Origin of the sequence: Desulfoluna sp. (assembly GCF_030145185.1) — a bacterium.
Taxonomy (GTDB): Bacteria; Desulfobacterota; Desulfobacteria; order Desulfobacterales; family Desulfolunaceae; genus Desulfoluna.
On record NZ_JAQYWB010000014.1, the window covers coordinates 1 to 21,354 of the forward strand.

Here is a 21,354-nt window from a genome sequence, read left to right on the forward strand (position 1 = left end):
GGTCCCGTGGATGTTCAGATCACGGACCTGGGCCTCACCGTCTCACCGGACTCCCTCTCCACCACCATCTCCGGCGGGGTGGCCGTGGGGCCCCTTGCCGAGGGGAAGGTCACCGTCACGGCCTCCCCCACCTCCTTTTCCATCAGCGAGATCGCCATCAAATACAGCGAGGCAGGAGTCACCATCGGCGGGGCCATGTGCTGGGATGGTGAAACGAATCAATTCGCAGCGGAGGCAGAACTCGCCGTGGCCGGTGTCATCAAGGGGGACGCCGCCATTGAATTGGGGCGGGAGACCTCCTCTTCGCCCTCCTTTACCTGGTGGCGCGTGGGGCTGTCGGCCTCCCTCGGGGCCCCCATCAACCTCTCCCCCATCCCCTTGAACATTTATGCATTTAAAGGGGGGCTCGCCTACCACATGGCCGCCTCTGCGAACGGCAGTGGGGTCACCTTCACCGCCAATCGTTCCCAGGAGTTTGCGTTTCAAGCCGGGGTCACCCTGGGCACATCGGTGGACGCAGGGTTCGTCTGGCACGGGGACCTCATGCTCACTGTCCAGCCCGGCGCCCCCGTTCTCTTGACCGGTGACACCTACTTTCTGAAGGACAACTTAGGGGCGGCTCCCGAGCGCTACATGGGCGCCAGCATCACCATCGGCGTCTCCGAGCCCTATTTTAACTTGAAAGGAAGCGTGAACTTCCTCATCAATGAGGCCAACTTCGACATCTTTGAAGCCACGGTCAGTGAGGACAACTGCAGCATCCAGTTCGGCCCCTCGGCCCGGGACTGGCATATCTATCTGGGAACCAAAGAAGGCCCCATGAAGGTCTCGGCCATCGGAGGTTTTTTCACCGGCACCGGCTACCTCATGATGGATCGCGATGGCCTGAAGTTCGGGTTCAGCGAGGAGTTCGACCTTTCGGCCAAGGCCGGCTGTTTCTACGGCCGTCTCTACGGCGGTGTGGCCCTGGATTTTGAAGCCAGCATCCGCCCCTTCTACGTGGACGCCGAAGGCCGGGTCTGGATCGGTATCGAGGCAGGCGTCAAAGCCTTTGGGGAAAAGTACGCCATCATCAATGCCTACGCCTCCCTGGGGATGAAGTTCCACACACCCAACCCCACCTACCTGCGCATCAAAGCCAAATTCAGGTACTCTTTCTGCTGCGGGCTGGTCTCAGGCACCTACCGCACCACCTTCTGGATCCCCGAAAAACCCAAAGGAGACCATGTCGACGACCCCACCCGCATGCCCCTGGTGGGCTATCTTCTCCCCGGAGACGGGGGCACAAATATCCCCCGGACCCTGCCCTTTGAGATGAGCACCACCTTGCCCGCTGACGAGATCTTTACCCTTGATAACGGCAAAAAATACATGATCCGTATCCTCGATGTAAAAAACCACCCGGAGTACCGCTCCGGCGCGGTCACCGGCTTTGCCGATTACATCGACATGCAGAGCGGGGACGATGGCGTCAACGGCATCGCCGTGCGGAACCTGCGCATGAACCGGGACCTTGCCCGCCAGATCGGCGGTATCTTCGACCGGGATACCATCAAAGTGCGAAGCTTTGACGAGCTGGACCGGGCCGTCCCCTACACCCTCTATGCCAGGGCCCATTTGCTGGAGGTGAAAAGATGGGTGCGATCCCCATCGGATTGGCAGGGCCAGTCCCCCGACTCCGTTTTCACGGGCGTGGCCTACGACGAAGGAATCCAAAAGGCCGACTTCACCACCGCTGATACGGAGAACCTCACCGGGGCCCGTGAGATCATCGAAAAGGTCTTTCCCTCCCGCGCCGATGAGGTGGTCTTCCCCGATACCGAGGTTCGCATCTACTACCGGGTCCCGGCCCTGGGCCAGGGATTTTCCACCAGCAACCGTCACTATGTATACGACGCCGCAGGCAATGCGGTGGTGGATGCCAACGAGTGGCAGCAGGGGTTGGTCACCGAAAACAGCGTCTCAGCCACCCAGCAGTGGGTCAAATTTGCCAAGCCCAGCCATCCCCTCACCGTCAACATCTTATATAAAGATGAGCTGACCGGAGAGGTCCGGGCCGCCATCTACGACCGAGATGATGAAATTCACCCCTTTACCCTGGGACTGTGCCGGACCCGAGACTGCTCGGACCAGAACGACTACGGCACCCCCCCACAAAGTTCCCGATACACGCGCTTCACAGGCAACACCTTCACCATCGAAATTTATAATGCCGATGACAAACGGATCTACCGGAGCCCCTTCGAAGTCACCAGCTCGGCCCTCTCCAATCAGGAGGTGATCCTGAATTCCAAGGCATCCCAGGACATCACGGAGGATGATGTCTATAACTGGAGCCCGGAGACAGGAGATATCAACCCCTTGCATGTCTCCATGCATCTCTCCGGGAATCGGTTTTCACAGGGAGAGACCCAGGTCATCCATTGGGAAGAGGCCCACGACGCCATTCAAAACACCATTGAATGGCGACAAATCGACTCCGAATATGCGTCCTGCACCGGGTTTCAAGGCGGGGGTTTCGAACCGCTCATTGAGGCGTGCCCGGAGGCCCGCAGGGAGTATGAGAGGTGGCTGATGGAGCACCCTCGCCCCAAGCCCATTGCCTCCTATGGAGCCACGGGGGACCTGGTCTTCACCTTTGAGACCGACACCCCCCTCAACTGGGATGGCATCGGCCTCTTCTTTGATTTTACGAAAAAAAACGGGGATGAACCCGACTCCGATACCGTCGCCATGACCCTCGGCAGAACAGATTACGAGGTGATCAGCGCCCCCACGGCCACCCAGCACCTGATCATCCTCCCGTCAAATAAACTCACGTCCAACCTCTACTACTCATTCCGGGACTGGTACATCGACGATCAGGTGAAGGTCAAACTGCAGGCCGTTCAAACCCAGACAGGGGCAAACAGCACCTTCAACACCGGCACGGTGGGCGCATCCATTTTTAACTGGACCTTAAGATACAAATCCGATGTGATCGATTACATACCCAAAAAGTGCAACGCAAACTTCCATACAGGGGACTATCATTGCGACGACCCGGTCAACATCTATTCAGACCCCTACTTTGCCATCTACCACTACGACCACGTCAACGGAGACATTGCCCATTGAGACACGGGATGCACAAGCCAACAAAACGAGCCGCCATGACACGTCTGTTTTTGAGTTTTCTCCTTCTGTGCGCGCCCTCAGCCATGGCCGCAGACGCCTTTGAGGCCCCTTCCCTGGTCCTCCTGACCAAGGTGACCCGTGAGGGGGTGCGCTTAAAGTGGGTCCCCACGGACAAACGGACCGACTGCACCTACACCCTCACCCGCACGGAGCCGGGAGCTCTCGATGCCAACGGGCAGCAGGTCCCTGCCACGCCCTTGGGGACATTCCGCATGAAAACCCAGGCGGAGCTTCAAGCAACGCTACCCGAAGAGACCATGAACGAACTGATCCCCCTTCTCTTTCCCCAGTCCCTCTACAAAACAGATTTCGAGAAACTTCGGATTCTGGCCGAAGAGGAGAACCGCAAAGGGATGCTCTTTTTCCTGGCCGAGACCCGGAAAGATCTCATGGAGATCCTGGGGATCACCCACACGGACCCTGACGTCGTCTCACCCAAAAATTACCTCTATACCGTAACGGCCAGCCACAACGGGACCGTCATCGCCTCGGCAAGCAAGCTGGTAAAAACAAACCGATTCACCCCCATGAACACCCCCCAGGCTACGGCGGTTCGCTACGGCTGGGGCGCAGCCCTCAAGTGGACGAACTTTCGGACCTACGCGGCCTTTCACATCTACCGTGCCTCAACAGAGAAGGGTCCCTTTACCCGGATCACGAAGACACCCGTCGGGGTCAACTACCAGGTGAACGAAGCCAGACAGATGATCACTCCCCCCTGGTTTCACACCGACCCGGACCTTGACCCGGCCAGGATCTACTACTACCGGGTCACCGGCATCGACTCCTTCGGGGACGAATCTCCCCAGTCCCCTTCGGCCTTTGCCATCACCGATGCCGCAAGGCGCCCCGCTCCCTTAGGCGCTGTGTCCACCACCCCCGGTGACCGCGAGGTGACCCTTGGCTGGACGCCCAAAGAGAAGGGGCTCACCTACAACCTCTACCGGGGCTACCGGTCCAACGGCACCTTCCGAAAACTGAACAACGCTCCCTTGACGGAGCCCACCTACACCGACACCGGCCTTGTCTACGGTCAAGACTACTTCTACTCGGTAACCGGTGTACGCAACGAGGGCACCGAGAGCCTCATGTCGCCACCGGCGCATGTTCCCTGCAGGGACCTTGTACCCCCGCCCGTCCCCACCGGCATCCGGGCCGTCTCCAAGGCGGGCGAGGTGATCCTGGAGTGGAATGCCGTTTCAGACGAGGCCCTTTCCGGCTACAGCGTCTACCGGGCGTACGCCGCTGACGCGCCGGACTGGACGCGCCTGACAAGCGCTCCCCAGGCCCCGCTGATCTTTGTGGATTCCCTTTCAAAGGCCTTTGACAAGCAATCGTTTTTCTACAAGGTGTGCGCAGCGGACATCCACGGCAACATCAGCGAATGGTCCGATACCCTTAAGATCAAGCTCCCTGACGTCACAGCGCCGCTGGCCCCTGTCTGGTCTGACTGGAGTCAGAATAAAGACTCAGTGACCCTCACCTGGCGTCCCTCCAAAGCCCCCGATGTCGAGGGCTACCTTCTCTACAGGGGAAAGGGGAACCGAAAAAAACGGGTCACTCCCAAAGCACTCGCAACAACCCAATTCACCGATTCAAACGTCACAGAAGGAGCCACCCTCACCTACCACCTGGTGGCCGTGGACACCGCGGGAAACCACTCCCCCGACTCCAGCCCCTTGACGGTCCACCTGATAGACACCACGCCGCCGGTTATTGAGTCCCTCACCCTCACCCTTGAAAAGGGGCGCGTCGTCATCCATGCGGCCCTCTCCGGGAACGATTTCAAAGGCATGAGCGTTCAACGGAAACGAACCGACCAAAAAGAGTTCAAAACCATTCGCTCCATGGCACGAGGCACCACGTGGACGGACAAGCGAATCAACCCCGGACGCCACTACACCTACCGAGTCATTGCCTACGACCGCGCAGGCAATGCATCGACAGGTAAATTCCAAAGCGTGACCATTCCAGACTAAGCGCTGAAAAAAAGCGACCGTGCCCACAGAAAAAAACAATAGAATAAAAAGGCATTGAACAATGTCCCTCCCTGTGACTATGTATTTAGACCAATAGAGATCATGTTTTTTGTGTCATTCACCGGGGGGGACCGTGACATACGAGCAAAGGGAATACGTGAACGGCTATCTGCCACCGGCGGTTGGGGGCAATACCCATCTCAGGCGGGACAGGCTAATAGGCATCCTCGTTCGAGCAAAGATTGCGGGGCATCGTCTTTTTCTCATTGAGGGGCAAGCGGGCCAGGGGAAATCAACCCTGGCGGCTCAGTACATAGGCCAAGAATCGTCACGAGCCCTCTGGTACGCCATGGAGACAGGAGACACGGACCCGGCACGGCTGCTGCACTGCCTTCTCGGAAGGTTAAAAGAGAGCCTGCCTATTTTTTCTTCACCCTTTCTCGAAGCCATGGTGGTCAAGGGAGAAATTGTCTCGGTGGACTGCCATGCCTATGGGGTGCGGCTTGCCGAGTCCCTGGCATCTCAACCGCCCTTCATCCTGGTCTTTGACGACCTCCATCTCCTGGATACCGGGAGCCCATCGGCAGCTTTTTTGAAAGGCTTCATCGAAACCAGGGTGCCACAACGCACCCTGTTTCTCCTCTCCAGGTATTCCGTCTCTGACCTTCTGTTCGGCGGCCGCCAGCCTCTTTCGTCCACACGGATTACAGGGAAATCTCTTGCCATGAACCGTGGGGAGATAGCCGATTGCCTCACCCACCTGTTTCACCTCTCCCCCACCCGGGAGATGGTAAACCACGTGCACGCCGCCACGGAAGGCTGGGTCATGGGGGTCCTGGCCCGCGCCCACACCCTCCAGGCGTCAGGGGAAACCGCCCCTTTGCCGAAACGCCCTGAAGCCGAGGTCAAAGCCTACCTGGACCAGGAACTTGTGGAAAGTTTCCCCCGCGAAATGCTTCCCCTTCTCACGGACCTCTCCTGGGCCGACACGGTCCCCATGGACCTGGCCCGCACCCTCTCAGGCCGGGACGACATCCTCGGCCTCTTCTTGCATCTGGTAAGCCACAATTTCTTTACCCGCTTTGCCACCGAGAAAAAAACCGAAGCGGTGTTTCACCACCACCTTCAACACTGTCTGCGTGAACAAAGCAAAAAATACCGCAGCGAAGAAGAGCTGAAAAAACTTTTTGTCACCCTGGCAGGGTGGTACGAAACCCATGGAAAGCCGGAAGATGCGGCGCGCTTCTTTTTCGATGCAAAAAATTATGATGAAGTGGAACGCATCATCCGGGACCGCGGCCTGGCCCTGTGCAGCGCCGGTCGCCTGGAGACCTTAAGGCAGAGCATCGGACGCATGCCCGAAGAAGTCATCACCCAACGGGGGTGGCTGGCCTGCAACTACGGCATCTCCCTGATGGAAGTCGAACCCCCCAGGGCCTTTGCCTTCCTGAAGGCCGCCGAGGCCTGTTTCCTTCAAAAAAAGGATGCCCTGGGCCTGCTCATCGCCCAGGTCCAACAGATCTACTACCACAGCTGGGTGGATGACCTCTTCGACGCGGGCAGGCCCCTGCTGGAGCCGGTGCACCGGGCCTTGAGAAAACTGGAGAACGAGCTGGAGGAACAGGTACGTCTCAAGACACTCTACTGCCTGGCCTGCGGCTACGCTTTTTTTGAATGCAACCTCACGAAGGCATTGCTCTGCGCAGACCAGGCGCTGGAACTGGCCTTGAAAAAAGGGTATATCAATGCCGTCTGTGAAATTCGAACGATCCGAATCTACATCCACGGTTTCAAGGGGAACTGGAACCGATTCAACCATGAAATTGAGCCCCTGGTCCCCCTGATCTCATCCCCCCGGGTCAGCTCCTACAACCGCTTCCTTGGATGGATGACCCTGTTAAAAACCCTGCTCATCGAAGGGGATACAGAGACCTACCACCACTACCGGGAACTCACCCCGGATATCATTCAAAATGACACTATTTTCAAAGAGGTGGTGACCCCCTTTTTCGCTATCTGGGATATAGACGCGGCCCTGTCAGGTGGCAAGGCAGGCCTGGCCGAACGCATCGCCATTAAAGCCCTGCCCCGGTTCCATGCCATGGGCAATGCCCACATGCTGAATCAGATGCTTCATTATCAGGCCTTTGCCCTGGCCATGCAAAACGAGCACCGCAAGGTCCCGGCCATCTGCCGGGAGGCCATCAACCAGCGCTCAAAATCAGGGTCCCCCTTCTTTATAGCCCTCACCAATCTGATCACCGGGGCGGCCCTGACCCACTCCGGGGAATTCGAAAAGGCCGAACCGCTTCTTCTTGACGCCCTCGGCACCTTCGAATCCATGGAAGAAACCTATGAACGGACCGGAACCCTGGCGCACCTGAGCCATCTCTATGCCGCCACCGGACGCCAAGACCTGGCAGACACCCACACGGCCAGGTGGCTCCACCTGATAAAACACAATCACTGCAGCCATCACTTCTCCTGGCCCCTATCCATGATCACCTCCCTGGTCGACAGGGCCGTGGCCGAAGGCATTGAGGTAGAAACCGCCACAAGCCTTGCCAAAACGAAACTCCAGCGCGGGTACACACCCAACGGCCATCCTATTCCCCTGCTATGCATCAAAACGTTCGGCGGCTTTACCCTGGCCCTTGACGACCGGATTGTCCTCACCCTCCAGGACCTCACAACCAGCCAGCAGCAATTACTCGCCTTGCTTCTCTCCCGCAGCGGCACCCTCTCCGTGGATGAGATCCAGACCCTTTTCTGGCCCGACGCCTCTCCGCAAAAAGGTCGTGCCAGCTTGGACACCATGGTCTCCCGTCTCAAGAAGACCCTGAAAAAAGCCATCGCCCCCCACAACCCGAGTGATTTCCTCTCCGTCAAAAAGGAGAAATTGATCCTGTCAAACGTCAACGTCGATGCCTGGCAGTTCTCCGACCTTGCAGAAGAGGGCCTCCAGCTGTTTCGAACCCAATCCTTCTGGCAGGCCACCAACCGCTTTCGCACCGCCTTCGCCCTGGTCAGGGGCTCCTACCTCACCGGATTCTCGGATGACGGCACCAGCCACGAATACCGGGAATACGTGCTGCGGCCCCTCATCCAGCGTGCCGCCCTCACCTGGTTCAACAGTCTCACCCAACTCAAGGTCCCCATGGCCAAAGACCTCGCCACCCTGGAAACCCAAATCACCGGTGACCCCGAAAGCCTGGAACTGGTCAAGGCAATCCACCGCCACCACACAACCGCAAATGCCTCCCACAGGGCCACCTCGCTCCTGAAAAAATACCGGGACAAACTCACCCGGGAAGGCCTGCCCGATGACGAGATCGAAACACTCCTGGAAGGGTTGTGGGGTTAAGAAGAATGCACACCCTCTCAGTCCCTGACGTCCTCTCTTTGGATGCCTTTAGGGTGCAGAAAAAAATAAAAGCACAAAAAGCAATGCAGGCGGCAAGGCGGCGCCACCTTGAAAGCGGGTTGTGTTGTGTATCACACATTACCAGCACCATGGGTGGCTGGTTTGTTTTCAAAGGTTAACTTTAACCGGACTGGCTCCAGCGGTCCTTGTCAGAGTTATGTCAGGCCTGATTGATACAATCCGTAACACAGCTGCGATCCATGACGGGCAGCAGTCCGGCAAAACATAACTTGATTAAACCAGGCAAGCATTCAGGCACAAATTATTAAATTCGTATAGCCAGCCGTATCAACAAGATACACGGCATGCGCCGGTATAGATTTCTTCTGATAATGTATGCGCGCATGCTTAAACCACATCTTCACCACAGGGGGATCCATGAAACGAATCTTTTACGGCATCGGCCTTGCCACCGTTCTTGTACTGCTGACTGCAGCCTCAGGACTCAGCGAAAACGGACAGGCTGTCTATAATCAGTACAAAAAAGTAGAAAAAAAGATGGAAAAGGCCCTGGGAAACGTCGTCATGACCCTTACCATCGAGTCCGAAGGAAACCTCACCGAGACCACCGTGTACCTGAAAGGAAAAAAGAGTCGCATGGAGTCGGTGGTGATCAAAAGCACCCACCCCATGATGGGGAAATCGGGCGATAAAACCATCGTGATTGACGATGGGGTCACCCGCACCCTCTTCTCCCCTCAATTTGGTAAAAACAGCCACCCCTCCGATACAGACGATAGCGAAGAGGAAGCCCCCCAGTCCGTGACCTACCTTGGCAAAGAAAAGATAGAAGGCATGACCTGCGATAAAATCAACGTGACACGTCCCTACGGAGAGACGGAAACCCTCTGGATCAGCGTAAAGGGCAACACCCTTGTGAAAGAGAAAAGCACAAACGACGGAGACACCACCCTCACCCTCAACAGCGACTTCAAAAAGGTTAAAGGATTTCTTCTCCCCCATGTCACCCAAACCTTTGAAGATGGCGTTCTCTCGGGAGCCACCACCCTCTCAAGAATCGAGACAGGCGCCAGGTTAAAAGAGAGCCTCTTTGACACCTCAAAGGTCAAGGGTTACGCCAAAAATTCAGCCCCTGTCAACGCATCCCAGGCCATAAACCCGGCATTGATGATGGGCCGAATGATGGAAATGGGCATGGAGATTGAACGTCTCAACCGCGAAGGCAAAACGGCAGAGGCAAAGGCCCTTGAAAAGCAGCTGAAGGCCATGGCCGCCGGACTGGACGTCCCGCAATAAAAGACACGCTTTTTTAAAGGGAACCCACTGCCGTTGGGTTCCCGACCCTTTTTCGGAAAAGAGCCTGAACCACTGAGGGGCGTCCTCCGCTCCCTCAGCACCCTCATCAATCCGGTTCACTGACCTGTTTTAGTGGCCGATATCAGCGAGCTAAAGAGAGACCGAAGCAATATCCGCACCACCCAGCATGATTTTATTAGATATTTTATATAATCCACCTAAACTCCCATCCCCCTCCACCCGATATATAGAGTTGTTTTCCTTTTTCAAACACCAAATGGGAGCTCTGCGGATGATCAAAAACCTCAAACTTCGCGGCAAGCTGATTCTTGCCATCTCAACCATTGCGTTTCTTTCCTACGTGATCACCATCACCGCTGTCACCTTTAAAGTACGCAGCTCTGCCCACCATGCCGCCATCATGCAGGGTCAGGAGATCGCCGCACGCCACAGCACGGAGATTTCGGGTAAAATCGAGGCCTACTTCAGCACGGTCCGTTCCCTTGGGGAGACCATGGAGGCCTTCAAAAAGTCAGGCAGCTTTAACCCCCGAGAGTCCCTCAACCAGATTATGAAAGAGGTTTTGGAGAACAACCCGGAGCTCATCGCCGTCTGGACCGGCTGGGAGCCAGACGCCCTGGATCAACTCGACGGTGCCTTCGAAAACAAGAAAGGCCATGACGCCACCGGCCGATTCGTGCCCTACTGGTTCCGCAACGGGGACACCGTCGATGTCACCCCCCTGGTTGATTACGCCACGGAAGGAACTGGTGATTACTACCTCATTCCCTTGCGCAGCGGCCACGAAACCATGACCACTCCCTATTTTTATGAGGTGGAGGGAACAAAGGAACAGATCATCAGCCTGTGTGTTCCCATTGAAGTCGACGGAGACGTCATGGGGGTCTGCGGCGTAGACCTGAAACTTGCCTCCTTCTCAGACATGATTAAAGACCTTACCCCCTTCGGCACCGGGTACACGGCGGTCATTGCCAACGACGGCAACTATGTGGCCCATCAGATTAACAAAGCCAAACACGGAAAAGAGATCGGTTCCTCTGAAAACTGGTCCGCCGCCAAGAAAGCGATCAAAGAAGGAAAGCCCTTCGAATTTGAATCCAATTCAAGGGATCTGGGAATCGACATCGTGCGCATCTTTGCCCCTGTCACCTTTACCGGTCAGGACAGGCCCTGGTCTTTTCTGGTCAACATTCCCATGGCTCAGGTCATGGCAGAGGCCAACACCATCGCCTGGCTTATCGTGGGCATCGGTGTGGCCGCCTTTCTCCTGCTCACCGCCGTGGTCATCTGGGTGGCCGGGACCATTGCCAAACCTCTGCGAAAAAGTGCCTCCCTCTTAGAAGAGATCGCCAAAGGCGACGGAGACCTCACCCAGCGTCTGGAGGTGCACTCCGGGGATGAAATCGGCGAACTGTCCGGATGGTTCAACACCTTCATGGCGGATCTCCAGGTAATCATCGGAGATGTCAAAGAGAACGCCCTCTCCGTGGACAGCTCCTCCGGGGGGCTTCTCACCGTCTCCGCCACCCTCTCCGCCTCCGCCGATGAGACCCAGAGCCTGGCCTCCCAGGTGGGCGAAGAGGCGAGTCAAATGGCCATGAACCTTACCACCATTGCCTCTGCCATGGAGCAGTCCACCGCCAACATCAACACCGTGGCCGCTTCCGCCGAAGAGATGAGCGCCACCATCGGGGAGATCGCCGCCAACTCAGAAAACGCCCGGTCCGTCTCCGACGGCGCCCTGGCCGACGCCATGGAGACCGCCGACCTCATGAACAGTCTGGGAAACGCTGTGGATGAAATCGGACAGGTCACCAACACCATCACCGAGATCTCTGAACAGACCAACCTCCTGGCCTTAAACGCCACCATCGAAGCGGCCCGCGCCGGTGAAGCCGGCAAAGGCTTTGCGGTGGTGGCAAGCGAGATCAAAGACCTGGCCGGCCAAACCGCCAAAGCCACGCTTGAAATCCGCGGGAATATCGAAAGCGTCCAGGAAAAAACCAACGCCTCGGTGGAGAAGATCAACGCCATTCTAGGGGTCATCAAAAATGTCAATGACATCGTCTCGGGTATCGCTGCTGCCGTAGAACAACAGTCCGCCGCCACCAGCGAGATCTCCACCAACATCGGCCAGGCTTCCGCCGGTATCGGTGAGGTCAATGACAACGTCGGCCAGTGCGCAACCGCAGCGGACGCCATCAACCAAAACATGGTCAACGTGAACCACGCCTCAGGCGACATCTCCGGCGGAAGCCACAAGGTCGAAGAGAGTGCCCGGGAACTCAAGGCCATGGCCGAAGCCTTGAACGGCCTGGTGGGTCGCTTTAAGATTTAAAAGAGGTAACTATTCAGCGCCAAAAAAAGCCTCCGGCGGCAAGGTGTGCCACCTTGAGAGCGGGTTTGCGAATGCGCTCCGGCTGATAGGCCTCTCAGCACCTCGCGTCCGCATTCGCGCGAAGGGTGAGGGCCCATGCCCTGCATTACAAGCGCATGAACTGTCGGAACGCCGGGTTCCATACTCCGCACGGATACGTTCGGGGGTCTCCCAGTCAAAAAACACAAAAACCCGCAGGGTCACTCCCTGCGGGCTTTTGCATTCAGAAAATCTCTTTCGGCTACCCCTGGAGGACCCGATGAATTTCTGTGGAGAGGACCTCCAGGGTAAAGGGTTTCTGAATAAACCCGCGGCATCCTGCATCAATCATTTTTTCAGCGCGGCCTTCCCGGCTGTAGCCACTGCAGAGAATCACTCGAACATCGGGATCGATCTTTTTCATGGCCTGATAGGCGATGTCCCCCCCGGCGTCCGGCATCACGACATCGAGAAGCACCAGGTCAATGGTCTCTGCCTGTTCCCTGAAAATGGAAAGGCACTGGCTGCTGTTTTCCGCTTCCAGGCACCGGTATCCCAGCCCTTTCAGCATGGTCTTCACCACTTCCCGAATTTCCAGTTCATCATCCACCACCAGCACCGTCCCTTCCCCGCCGCGAATGGAAACCGTTGAGGCATCATCCTTCCATCGGTGCTTGTCCGTGGCAGGCAGATGAATCGTAAAACAGGTTCCCCTACCTTCCTCGCTGGTCACGGTGATGGCGCCTTTGTGGTTTTTGACGATCCCATAGGCCGAAGCCAACCCCAACCCGGTGCCTCGCCCCATCTCCCGGGTGGTAAAGAAGGGATCAAAAATCTTGCTCTGGGTGCTCTTATCCATCCCGACCCCGGTATCGGACACGGCCACCGTCACGTAAGCCCCGGGCTTGAGCCGAAAGGCACCGGAGAGCTCCGAGTCCAACTCTGTCAGGCCCGTCTCAATACGAATCCGACCGCCATCCGGCATGGCATGGGAGGCATTAAGGTAAAGATTCAAAAGCACCTGCTCCATCTGGGTCCGATCGAGCTCCACGTTGGGGAGATCGGGGGCCAGGTGTTCGGAGATCATGATGCCCTTTCGGGTGCGGCCGAACAGAGACAGGCTGCTTTTCACCACCGTGCTCACGCTTTCGGGACGCACATGGTACCGGCCACCCCGGGCAAAACCCAGAAGTTGACTGGTCAGCTTCGCCCCGCTGGCCACCAGCTCCTCGATTTTTCCTCCCCGCTTACAAATAGTATCCCCCGGCTTGGCAAGGCTGACAATCAGAGACGCATTGCCCTGGACCGCCATGAGAAGATTGTTGATATCATGAGCAACCCCTCCAGCCAGCGTCCCAATAGCCTCCAGCTTCTGGGCTTGGAGAAGGTGTTGAAACAACCGATCCTTTTCGGCCTCCACCCGGCGTCTCTCATCGAGTTCCCCCTGCAGCTTGCTGTGCATCATGGCATTGTTCAAAGCGATGGACGCCAGCTCACCAAAACGGATCAAAACCCCCATGGCGGCTTCATCCACTTCAAAGTCGTCACCAAAATAGGCCAGCCCCAACACCCCCCCCACGTTATCATCCAGACGAATGGGCACAGCCACCGACGCCCCAAGCCCTCCCAGCCCGGGTTGTCCTTTCATACGACCTTCCCATGTTTTATAATCCGAAACGTAAAGGGGCCGATCGCTTTGCCACACCTTGCCCACCAAGCCTTCACCGACCCGAGTGGGCAAGGCCGAGATATCCGCAAAGGGTCCTGAACTCACCAGAGAGTGAAGCTGATTCGTGGACTCCCGGTAGTCAAAATAGAACCCGCTCTCCATCCCCATGAGCCCTCCGGCCCGTTTAAGGAGAAGCTCGAGAAGTTCGTTAAACTCCAGGTGACGCATCAAGTCCAGGGTGGTGTCATGAAGGGCCACCATCAGGGAATTTTTCACCCGGAGCTTCTCTTCAGCCTCTTTCTTTTCGGCAATTTCCCTGAGCAACGCGCGGTTGGCTTTCCGCAGAGCCCCGGTACGACGCGCCACATTTTGTTCCAAATTGACCTGATGGGCCTGCAGCTGATGCCAGCTTTCGACCAGCAGCTCACTCAAGGCATTAAAGGAGAGGGAGAGTTCACGGATCTCCGTGGTGGTGGAGTTCTCAGAAATCTGCAGGATATCGGCGTTCCCCAACACCTCACCGAGGGATTCGGTCATCGCCCGCTGTCTCAAGGACAAAAGCTTCCGGTTGAGTCTCCCCAGCGGGGCAATGCTGATGCGAATCAAGACGAGCAGGCCCAGCATTACCGTCAGAAGAATCGCCCCTCCACCGGCCAGGACATCCAACGCGCTTTTTTGAATGTGTGCTGACAACTCACGTTTCGAATACCCGATCCTCAGGCAGCCGATGGGGTGGCCAATGTAATGAACCTCCATGCAGGTATCAAATACCTCTTCCCCTTCAGTTCCCCGAATATCTGCCTTGTATGCGGCGGGTCCGGAAAGAGGCCGCTCTCGAACCGTAAACCCCTGGGACCGATACGGGATAACCTCTCCAGACAAAGGAGAGGTCTCGATGCAATAGGGTTGCATGGTGCCCCTGTTGTTCAGATCGGAAGAAAACAAAACCCGGCCAGCCTGATCGTGGATGGCATAATACAACATCCCTTCATTGGCCTGCAGGGCGATGTCCATCGTGATTTGAATCGTTCGCCAGTTCGAATTGTAAATATTGTGGCTGATACGCCGGGAAAGGTATCTTGCATCCCGCGCCATCATCCGATAGGTAGACTCGGTTAATCGCTTCTTCTGAGAAAGCGTGACCACCCCTGAGGAGATAAGAACCACCATCACGACGAGCACGCTCACCACAACCAGAAGCTTGGTCTGCAACCGCATATGAAACGCCATAGAACGCTCCTAATCGACGGAAATTTCATGTAAAAAGAAAAGAGAGGCTGTCTCCGGGGCGATACCCTTCAGATCCCCACAGGCCATCACAGGAAAATAGATAGAAAAAGGACCGCCCAGCGCAGGATGAATCGACTCATCGTTTATCCGATAAACCAGCATCACCTCACAGGCGAGCAGAGGCTCCACGGGCAGGATCATGGGTCGGCCCGAAAAGGGCGTCAGGGTCACCTGTTTCCCTGCCAGGTTTTCACCGGCAAAAAGCGTTTCCAATGAGACCGCTGTCACCCGGGAAGGCTGATTCAGCTGGGGAAAATCCCATCGATATCCCAGCGGAATCGAGAGAAAAAGCGACCTCTTTTCCGGCCCCAAAGCATCCAGGTCGGGTAAGGTATACTGTTTTGTCTTCCCGCCCAGACGAACCGTCACCCTCGGACTGTCATCATAATCTGGAATCACGGTATCCACGTACCAGCAATAGGCACTGAGATGCATCTGCAGCTCAGGGGGAAACATGAGCTTTAAGGGACCCCCGCGATACGGAGTCAGTGGTTTCCCAGCTCTTTCCGAGGCGATGATCACCTGCGGATTGGCCACAAGTTCCGCCGGAAGATAGACCACATACTGATCACGCCCGATGAGTGTGACCCCTTTAATGGGACCCACCCCGGCCCGGTCCAGAATGCGCTGCAGGGGCACGCCTGAGTACAGGGAAAGACGGGTGGAATCAAAGTTAGGGTCTGCGGCCAAAAGAGTTACCCGATCATCTGAGAAAGCGCTGAACGGAACCGCTTTGGGATGAGCCCCGTGATGAGCGCCCATCACGGTGATGCTCCCGGAACGTTCCGCCGTCGCGGGAAGGGATGAGGCATCGCAGGCAATCACCGATAAAAGAAACAAAAGAAGAACATATAAATATCGCACAGCCAGTCACCCGATTTTATTTACTTGGAAAATAAAAATATCGTAAAATTTCATAGAAAATCGACATCTAAAGAAAGGTATCGGACATCCGAGGTAAATAGTTAAACCCTAATTCCTGAAATCATGGGCAGAAATGATGAATGACCTCGCACCGATGACCCGTAAGGACACGAGGTCACCTCATTGACCCCGTGACGGAAGCAAGATAGGATGCCCCTCATCCAACGCGGACACATCGGGTCTTATACGAAAACGTCATCACGACCAAGGACACCAGGATGCCCCCTCTTTTTGCCACCGGATTCCAGACGGTCTTTCTTTCCATGCTTCGCATCGTGCTCGTGGCCCTGTTTGCCGCGTTCCTGACACGACGACGCATCATTCAGCCCAAAGATATCGACACCCTGTCCCGCATCACCATCCATGTCCTGCTTCCCTGCCTGATCCTCACCTCACTCATCACGCGACTCAACACCACATCCAGTTCCCTGTGGTGGATTCTCCCTTTAGCCTCCATGGCCATGAATCTCGGGGGGCTTTTCCTCGGGTGGGTTCTCTTTGGCCGCACCTTCCATAAGCATCCAGAGCTCATCGCCATGTGCGGCATTCAAAACTCTGCCTATCTGGTCCTTCCTGTCGGCCAGGCTCTCTTTCCAGCTTCCTTTGACACCTTTGCGGCCTATTGCTTTCTCTTTGTCATCGGCAACACCCCCATCCACTGGACTCTCGGGGTAAGGCTTGTGGGAGGCAAAGATAAAATCAATCTCAAGGGGATGCTCAACCCGCCTCTGATCGCCAGCCTGCTCGGTGTTGTTCTTGTGCTTCTGGGGCTGACCTCTTATGTGCCCCCCCTGGTCATGGACTCCACACGCCTTCTGGGAAGCGCCACCATTCCCCTGGCCACCTTCATCCTCGGCGCCACCCTGGGAGAAGTCCGTTTTAAAAGCCTGCCCCCCTGGCATGGCCTTTTACGCCTCTCCTTCGTAAAATTCGGTTTCATCCCCCTGGCAACCTGGGCATGCATCTCCGCCTTCCACCTGGCAGACCGAAATCCCCTGGTCGCCTCCCTGTTCATGATTCAGGCCGCCGCCGCGCCAGCCACCAACCTCATCCTCCAGGCCCGAGCCTACAATGGCCGCACAGAAATTTTAGGGGGCGCCATGCTCATCTGCTACGCTGTCTGCCTTTTCGCCATCCCCTTCTGGCTCACCCTGGCGGCCCCCGTTTAACCATCGCCCCGATTTCTCACGGGCCCGAACTTGCCAGCAGGTGTGGTTTGCGCTAAAAGAGACAGGTTAACCCGGCTCGCCCGAAGGGTGAGAAAAGCGAACAGATAACCGTGAATTACATTTTGTATTTTTGAAATAACTGAATTTTCCGCAATAACTCATTGCAATAAATGTTTATTTCTTCGAATCGATCATTTTCTCATGAAATATCCGGGTTAACTTGATTCAAGGAGGGGTGTATGGGGAGCGCAAAGGAAAACCTGAGACGGTATCTGGAGATCGAAACCCTGTTAAACCGTTTTTTCGGGCTCTATGATTTCTGCCTGAAAAAATGCGTGCTGCCGGAGCTTGCCCGAAACGGCAACCAGCCCTTTGCCGCCTGCTGCAAGGACAAATATTACAAGGTCTACGACCTGGAGCATCCCAGCTTTGATCTGCTGCGGGACGAACGTGTGGCGCTGTACGGCCCCCCCGAAGAGGTGAAAGATTCCAGCCTGGTCAGCCCCTGTGAATACCACACGAGCACCGGGTGCGTGCTGCCCACCCATAAAAGTCCGATCTGTCTGGCCTTCATGTGCCGAAAAAGCATCGACGGCCTGCGAAACGACTACGGAATCTACACCTACGACTACCTGGGGTTCAACTATGCCCTGGAGTGGATCCTCACCGGCGACCTCTCCCTGACCGATTATGAAGAATTCCGCCAGAGCTGCCTTGACATGATCGACACCCTGGAAAAGAAATCCTCCCCGAAGAGGGTGGCCTCCGCCCGGTAGCCTGCCTGCCCAGCCCTTGGATTTCATTGATCATCCCCTCGATTTCTGTTAATTTCATACCATCACAGACACGCCTCTCACCACACACAACAGACGCATCATCGGCGACACCCAAGGGGGATTGTATTCCATGAAAACGAGACACCTCGCATGTTCCGTACTGGCCCTTTTTCTCTTCGCTTCCTGCACCACCCTCATGAACCTCCTGCCCGAGGTCTCCATGGAAAAACGGCAGGTGATTTACGACATGGCCGAAAAAATGGCCTTTCCCGAGGTCAGAACCCTGGGCCGGTCCAAAACGCGCCGTATGGACCTGAAATCCGGGCAATGGATCACCGTTTTACAGGAGACCCTGAACGGCGATAAAAACGTCTCTCTGACCACCACCAAGGTGATCTCAGTCAACAGCACCACCGTCACCCTTGAGATGGAAGCATACTCCGCCGCCGCGGACGCCCTCCCCACCTACAGCCAGATCACCTTCGAGGGGTATCCGATCCAGGGGAACCTCTCTTATGCCAAAGAAGAGTTTGATGGCATGATGAACTCTCTGCGCATCACCCGATCCCGCACCCGTCAAGGTAACGGCCCCGTCAACGAAATGCCCCCGGAACTGCTGGCAATGGCCCAGGGCATGACCCGAAGCGCCCTGGCCGGGTCCATGGTCCGCCTCGGCGAGGCAAAACGCGAAGCCTACGAAAGCCCCTACATTCAAACAGCCAGCGGCTTTTCTCATCACTACACCGTCTCTCTCATGGGGATCACAACCCAGGGACGCAGCGTCACCCACAGCTCGATTCCCGTCAGCGGCGTCATCGCCAGCGAAGACAACCACACGAAAGCCACCACCGTAGCCTACGGGTACAAAGGTGCCACCTCCGTGTTCTAAAGAGAGCCTTCGCCTTCTTAGGAACCAGGGGCTCAATCCCGGCCCCCGGAGGCGTCTTTTTAAGCTGTCTTTACAGATTAAACAGAGCTGTGGTGTTGTTCCAAACGGACTCGGCCAGGAGCTCCGGGTCATCGCCTCGGACAGCGGCAAGCTTAAGAAGGACCTCTCGGACAAAGGCGGGCTCGTTTCTGCGAATTTTATTTTTGTGGGGAGCGGGGGTGAGATAAGGGGCGTCGGTTTCGACAAGAAGGCGTTCCCTTGGAACAGAAAGCACCTGTTCCCGAAGGTGTTCGCCGCGTTTCTGAATAGTGACGATACCGGTAACGCCAATATGAAGACCCATCTTCAGGTAGGCCTCCATCTCCGTTGTGGAGCCGCTGAAACAGTGGACCACGCCGCGCAGGCCGTCGAAACGGTGGGCCGAGAGCATCTCGAGAAACCGCCCATCGGTATCGCGTTCGTGAAAAATCAGGGGAAGGTTCAAGGCTTCGGCCAGTTCAAGCTGCCGGACAAACCAGGTCTCCTGCACATCCTGGGGGGAATACATGCGGTTAAAATCGAGGCCGCACTCGCCCCAGGCTTTCACTTTTTCGCTTTTTGCCAGCTCGGCCAGCCTCAGCAGTGTGGCCTCCTCGGTGTCGGAGGCGTCATGGGGATGGATCCCCACGGAGGCATAAAAAAAATCCCGGCCTTCGGCCAGGGCCACGCACTTTTCAGAGCTTGCCCTGGAAACACCCACCACCATGGCTTTCATCACATCGGCGGCCTCTGCCCGGGCCACCACCTCATTCAAATCTTCGGCATAACTCTTGTCATCAAGGTGACAATGGCTGTCTATAATTCTCATATCGCTTTTATTTCACTCATCGGTGTTCAAAAGAGACGGCCTCTTGCGGCAGCCCCTGAAGGGACGCGCCGGAAAAGGCGGACACTCGGCCGACACAGATCACGTCGGGACATTTTATTTCAATGGCGGCAAGGGTATCCGGGTCGCAGGTAAAAAGCAACTCGTACTCCTCCCCCCCGGAGGCCATAAAGGAGAGAAGATCTTCCCCGCAGGAGTCGCACCAGGCCCTCAACGCCCGAGACGCCATGGCAGATGTCACGTTCAAAGCCAGGGTCACACCGGAGGCCTTGGCCATGTGCAGGGCGTCTCCTGCGAGGCCGTCACTGATATCCATCACGCACCGAACCCCAGCCTGCCTCAGCACCTCCGCCGCGTCAAAGCGAGAACGAGGCGCCTTAAAGGCATGAATCAGTTCGGGGAAGCGGGTCTCTCCAGATTCCAGGCACCTCAACCCACCACGGGCCATCCCCAGCGTCCCCGTCACACAGAGCAATTCCCCGGCCCTGGCGTCAGAACGCCTTGGCATCGGACCCTGGCCCTCCCCCACGGCAAAAAGATCCAGAGAGAGCTCTGCCGATCTGGAGGTATTTCCCCCACCAAGATCGCAGCCATATTTCTCAAGGGCCGCCCCCAGCCCGTCGTAAAGACCTTCTGCCACGGAATCGGACAGTCCGACGGGCATGCCCAAATTCACAAAAAGGGCCACGGGCCGGGCAAAAGAAGCCGCCAGATCACTTAAAGTCACGGCCACGGCTTTCTCGCCGACCTCCCAGGGGGTCTGCCAGTCGAGCCGGAAGTGCACCCCTTCCCGCTGGGTATCGGTGGTGATCACAGGTCGGTCAAGGGTGGCAAGAAGCGCCGCGTCATCGCCTGCCGCCACACAGCAAGGCCGAAACAGGGTCTCCCGCTTCGGCCGACGTGCTACCAGGGTTTCGATGAGCGAAAACTCTCCGCCCTCTTTTTTTTCTCCAGTCAATAGATAAGCCTCCGACGGCAAGGGACTCCGCCCCAAGCCCATGGATCTGGATGTGAAACCTCAGGCGATCATTCGAAAAGAGCAGCCATGGCCTCAAAACGCACGAGCTGGGTGTCGCCGTATTGAGCCATCAGGCTTCGAACCTTGGCAATGGATTTTTCATGGGTCAGGGTGGTAGGATTTTTGGAAAAAAACTTATCGGCAAAACAGATAATTTTTTCCTCCAGGGTGTCGGGGAGGAGATTCCGATGGGGCAAAGGGAGGTCAGCCTCTACAATCTCCATGACGGAAAGACCGGCACCGGTGTGACGTTCGCACACACGAGCGTGACGGCGGAGCCCTTCCTTTTGAAGCATCTCGGCCCCGATCACCCCATGCAGAATATAGGGGTATTCACCCCGGCACCCGATGCCGGGCGCCCAGGTGTGAATCATCCCGATATCATGAAGCATGGAGGCTTCTTTAATAAAGAGTCGATCCGGTTCCAGATGGGCCACTCGGTCCGCCACAGTCAGGGCCTTCTCCGCCACACATCGGCTGTGGGTCAAAAGCACCTCAAGGGCTTCCGACCCCGGGCCGTAATGCTTCATTAAAAGGGCT

Annotated in this window: 13 protein-coding genes; 8 read left to right on the plus strand and 5 right to left on the minus strand. The window is 56.6% G+C overall.

Features of this window, described 5'->3' with window-relative positions; all coding sequences use genetic code 11:
• The 5 genes from Q1Q75_RS06085 to Q1Q75_RS06105 form a co-directional block, all read left to right on the plus strand.
• Positions 1-3,117, plus strand: a 3,117-nt coding sequence (locus tag Q1Q75_RS06085; protein WP_300668340.1) for a hypothetical protein, incomplete at its 5' end; no start/stop codon positions are given.
• Between the two features lie 35 nt (positions 3,118-3,152).
• Complete coding sequence (locus Q1Q75_RS06090) at positions 3,153-5,156, plus strand: hypothetical protein (RefSeq protein WP_300668342.1); 2,004 nt, start codon at positions 3,153-3,155, stop codon at positions 5,154-5,156.
• Between the two features lie 133 nt (positions 5,157-5,289).
• Positions 5,290-8,520, plus strand: a complete 3,231-nt coding sequence (locus Q1Q75_RS06095; RefSeq protein WP_300668343.1) for a hypothetical protein — start codon at positions 5,290-5,292, stop codon at positions 8,518-8,520.
• Positions 8,521-8,958: 438 nt separating this feature from the next.
• Positions 8,959-9,837: a DUF4412 domain-containing protein gene (locus Q1Q75_RS06100; protein ID WP_300668344.1), complete on the plus strand. Its 879-nt coding sequence runs from the start codon at positions 8,959-8,961 to the stop codon at positions 9,835-9,837.
• A 292-nt stretch (positions 9,838-10,129) separates the two neighbouring features.
• Complete coding sequence (locus tag Q1Q75_RS06105) at positions 10,130-12,196, plus strand: methyl-accepting chemotaxis protein (protein WP_300668345.1); 2,067 nt, start codon at positions 10,130-10,132, stop codon at positions 12,194-12,196.
• A 280-nt stretch (positions 12,197-12,476) separates the two neighbouring features.
• Here the strand turns inward: Q1Q75_RS06105 and Q1Q75_RS06110 are convergent, their stop codons facing one another.
• Together Q1Q75_RS06110 and Q1Q75_RS06115 are read right to left on the minus strand one after the other, a co-directional pair.
• Positions 12,477-15,113, minus strand: a complete 2,637-nt coding sequence (locus Q1Q75_RS06110) for an ATP-binding protein (protein WP_300668347.1) — start codon at positions 15,111-15,113, stop codon at positions 12,477-12,479.
• A gap of 9 nt (positions 15,114-15,122) precedes the next feature.
• Positions 15,123-16,037 carry a molybdopterin-dependent oxidoreductase gene (locus Q1Q75_RS06115; protein ID WP_300668349.1) on the minus strand — a complete coding sequence of 305 codons (915 nt, stop codon included), beginning with the start codon at positions 16,035-16,037 and terminating at the stop codon, positions 15,123-15,125.
• 278 nt (positions 16,038-16,315) lie between these two features.
• On the opposite strand from Q1Q75_RS06115, the gene Q1Q75_RS06120 reads away from it, so the two are divergent.
• From Q1Q75_RS06120 to Q1Q75_RS06130, 3 genes are all read left to right on the plus strand, one after another.
• Entirely contained in the window at positions 16,316-17,266 is a 951-nt protein-coding gene (locus Q1Q75_RS06120) for an AEC family transporter (RefSeq protein ID WP_300668350.1), read from the plus strand.
• A 239-nt stretch (positions 17,267-17,505) separates the two neighbouring features.
• Positions 17,506-18,042 carry a hypothetical protein gene (locus tag Q1Q75_RS06125; RefSeq protein WP_300668352.1) on the plus strand — a complete coding sequence of 179 codons (537 nt, stop codon included), beginning with the start codon at positions 17,506-17,508 and terminating at the stop codon, positions 18,040-18,042.
• A 130-nt stretch (positions 18,043-18,172) separates the two neighbouring features.
• The gene (locus Q1Q75_RS06130) at positions 18,173-18,931 is read left to right on the plus strand and encodes a hypothetical protein (protein WP_300668354.1); all 759 of its coding nucleotides are present in this window, start codon (positions 18,173-18,175) and stop codon (positions 18,929-18,931) included.
• A 70-nt stretch (positions 18,932-19,001) separates the two neighbouring features.
• Here the strand turns inward: Q1Q75_RS06130 and Q1Q75_RS06135 are convergent, their stop codons facing one another.
• The 3 genes from Q1Q75_RS06135 to Q1Q75_RS06145 form a co-directional block, all read right to left on the minus strand.
• Positions 19,002-19,778: a TatD family hydrolase gene (locus Q1Q75_RS06135; RefSeq protein WP_300668356.1), complete on the minus strand. Its 777-nt coding sequence runs from the start codon at positions 19,776-19,778 to the stop codon at positions 19,002-19,004.
• A 16-nt stretch (positions 19,779-19,794) separates the two neighbouring features.
• Positions 19,795-20,754, minus strand: a complete 960-nt coding sequence (gene thiL, locus Q1Q75_RS06140) for a thiamine-phosphate kinase (protein ID WP_300668357.1) — start codon at positions 20,752-20,754, stop codon at positions 19,795-19,797.
• Positions 20,755-20,822: 68 nt separating this feature from the next.
• Complete coding sequence (locus tag Q1Q75_RS06145) at positions 20,823-21,344, minus strand: HD domain-containing protein (RefSeq protein ID WP_300668358.1); 522 nt, start codon at positions 21,342-21,344, stop codon at positions 20,823-20,825.
• Positions 21,345-21,354 lie beyond the last annotated feature (10 nt).

Bases quoted from the DNA above. Each gene is read 5' to 3' on its own strand.
- Q1Q75_RS06090 (WP_300668342.1), top strand. From the start codon at position 3,153: ATGACACGTCTGTTTTTGAGTTTTCTCCTTCTGTGCGCGCCCTCAGCC.
- Q1Q75_RS06100 (WP_300668344.1), top strand. From the start codon at position 8,959: ATGAAACGAATCTTTTACGGCATCGGCCTTGCCACCGTTCTTGTACTG.
- Q1Q75_RS06105 (WP_300668345.1), top strand. From the start codon at position 10,130: ATGATCAAAAACCTCAAACTTCGCGGCAAGCTGATTCTTGCCATCTCA.
- Q1Q75_RS06110 (WP_300668347.1), bottom strand. From the start codon at position 15,113: ATGGCGTTTCATATGCGGTTGCAGACCAAGCTTCTGGTTGTGGTGAGC.
- Q1Q75_RS06120 (WP_300668350.1), top strand. From the start codon at position 16,316: ATGCCCCCTCTTTTTGCCACCGGATTCCAGACGGTCTTTCTTTCCATG.
- Q1Q75_RS06125 (WP_300668352.1), top strand. From the start codon at position 17,506: ATGGGGAGCGCAAAGGAAAACCTGAGACGGTATCTGGAGATCGAAACC.
- Q1Q75_RS06130 (WP_300668354.1), top strand. From the start codon at position 18,173: ATGAAAACGAGACACCTCGCATGTTCCGTACTGGCCCTTTTTCTCTTC.
- Q1Q75_RS06135 (WP_300668356.1), bottom strand. From the start codon at position 19,778: ATGAGAATTATAGACAGCCATTGTCACCTTGATGACAAGAGTTATGCC.
- Q1Q75_RS06145 (WP_300668358.1), bottom strand. From the start codon at position 21,344: ATGAAGCATTACGGCCCGGGGTCGGAAGCCCTTGAGGTGCTTTTGACC.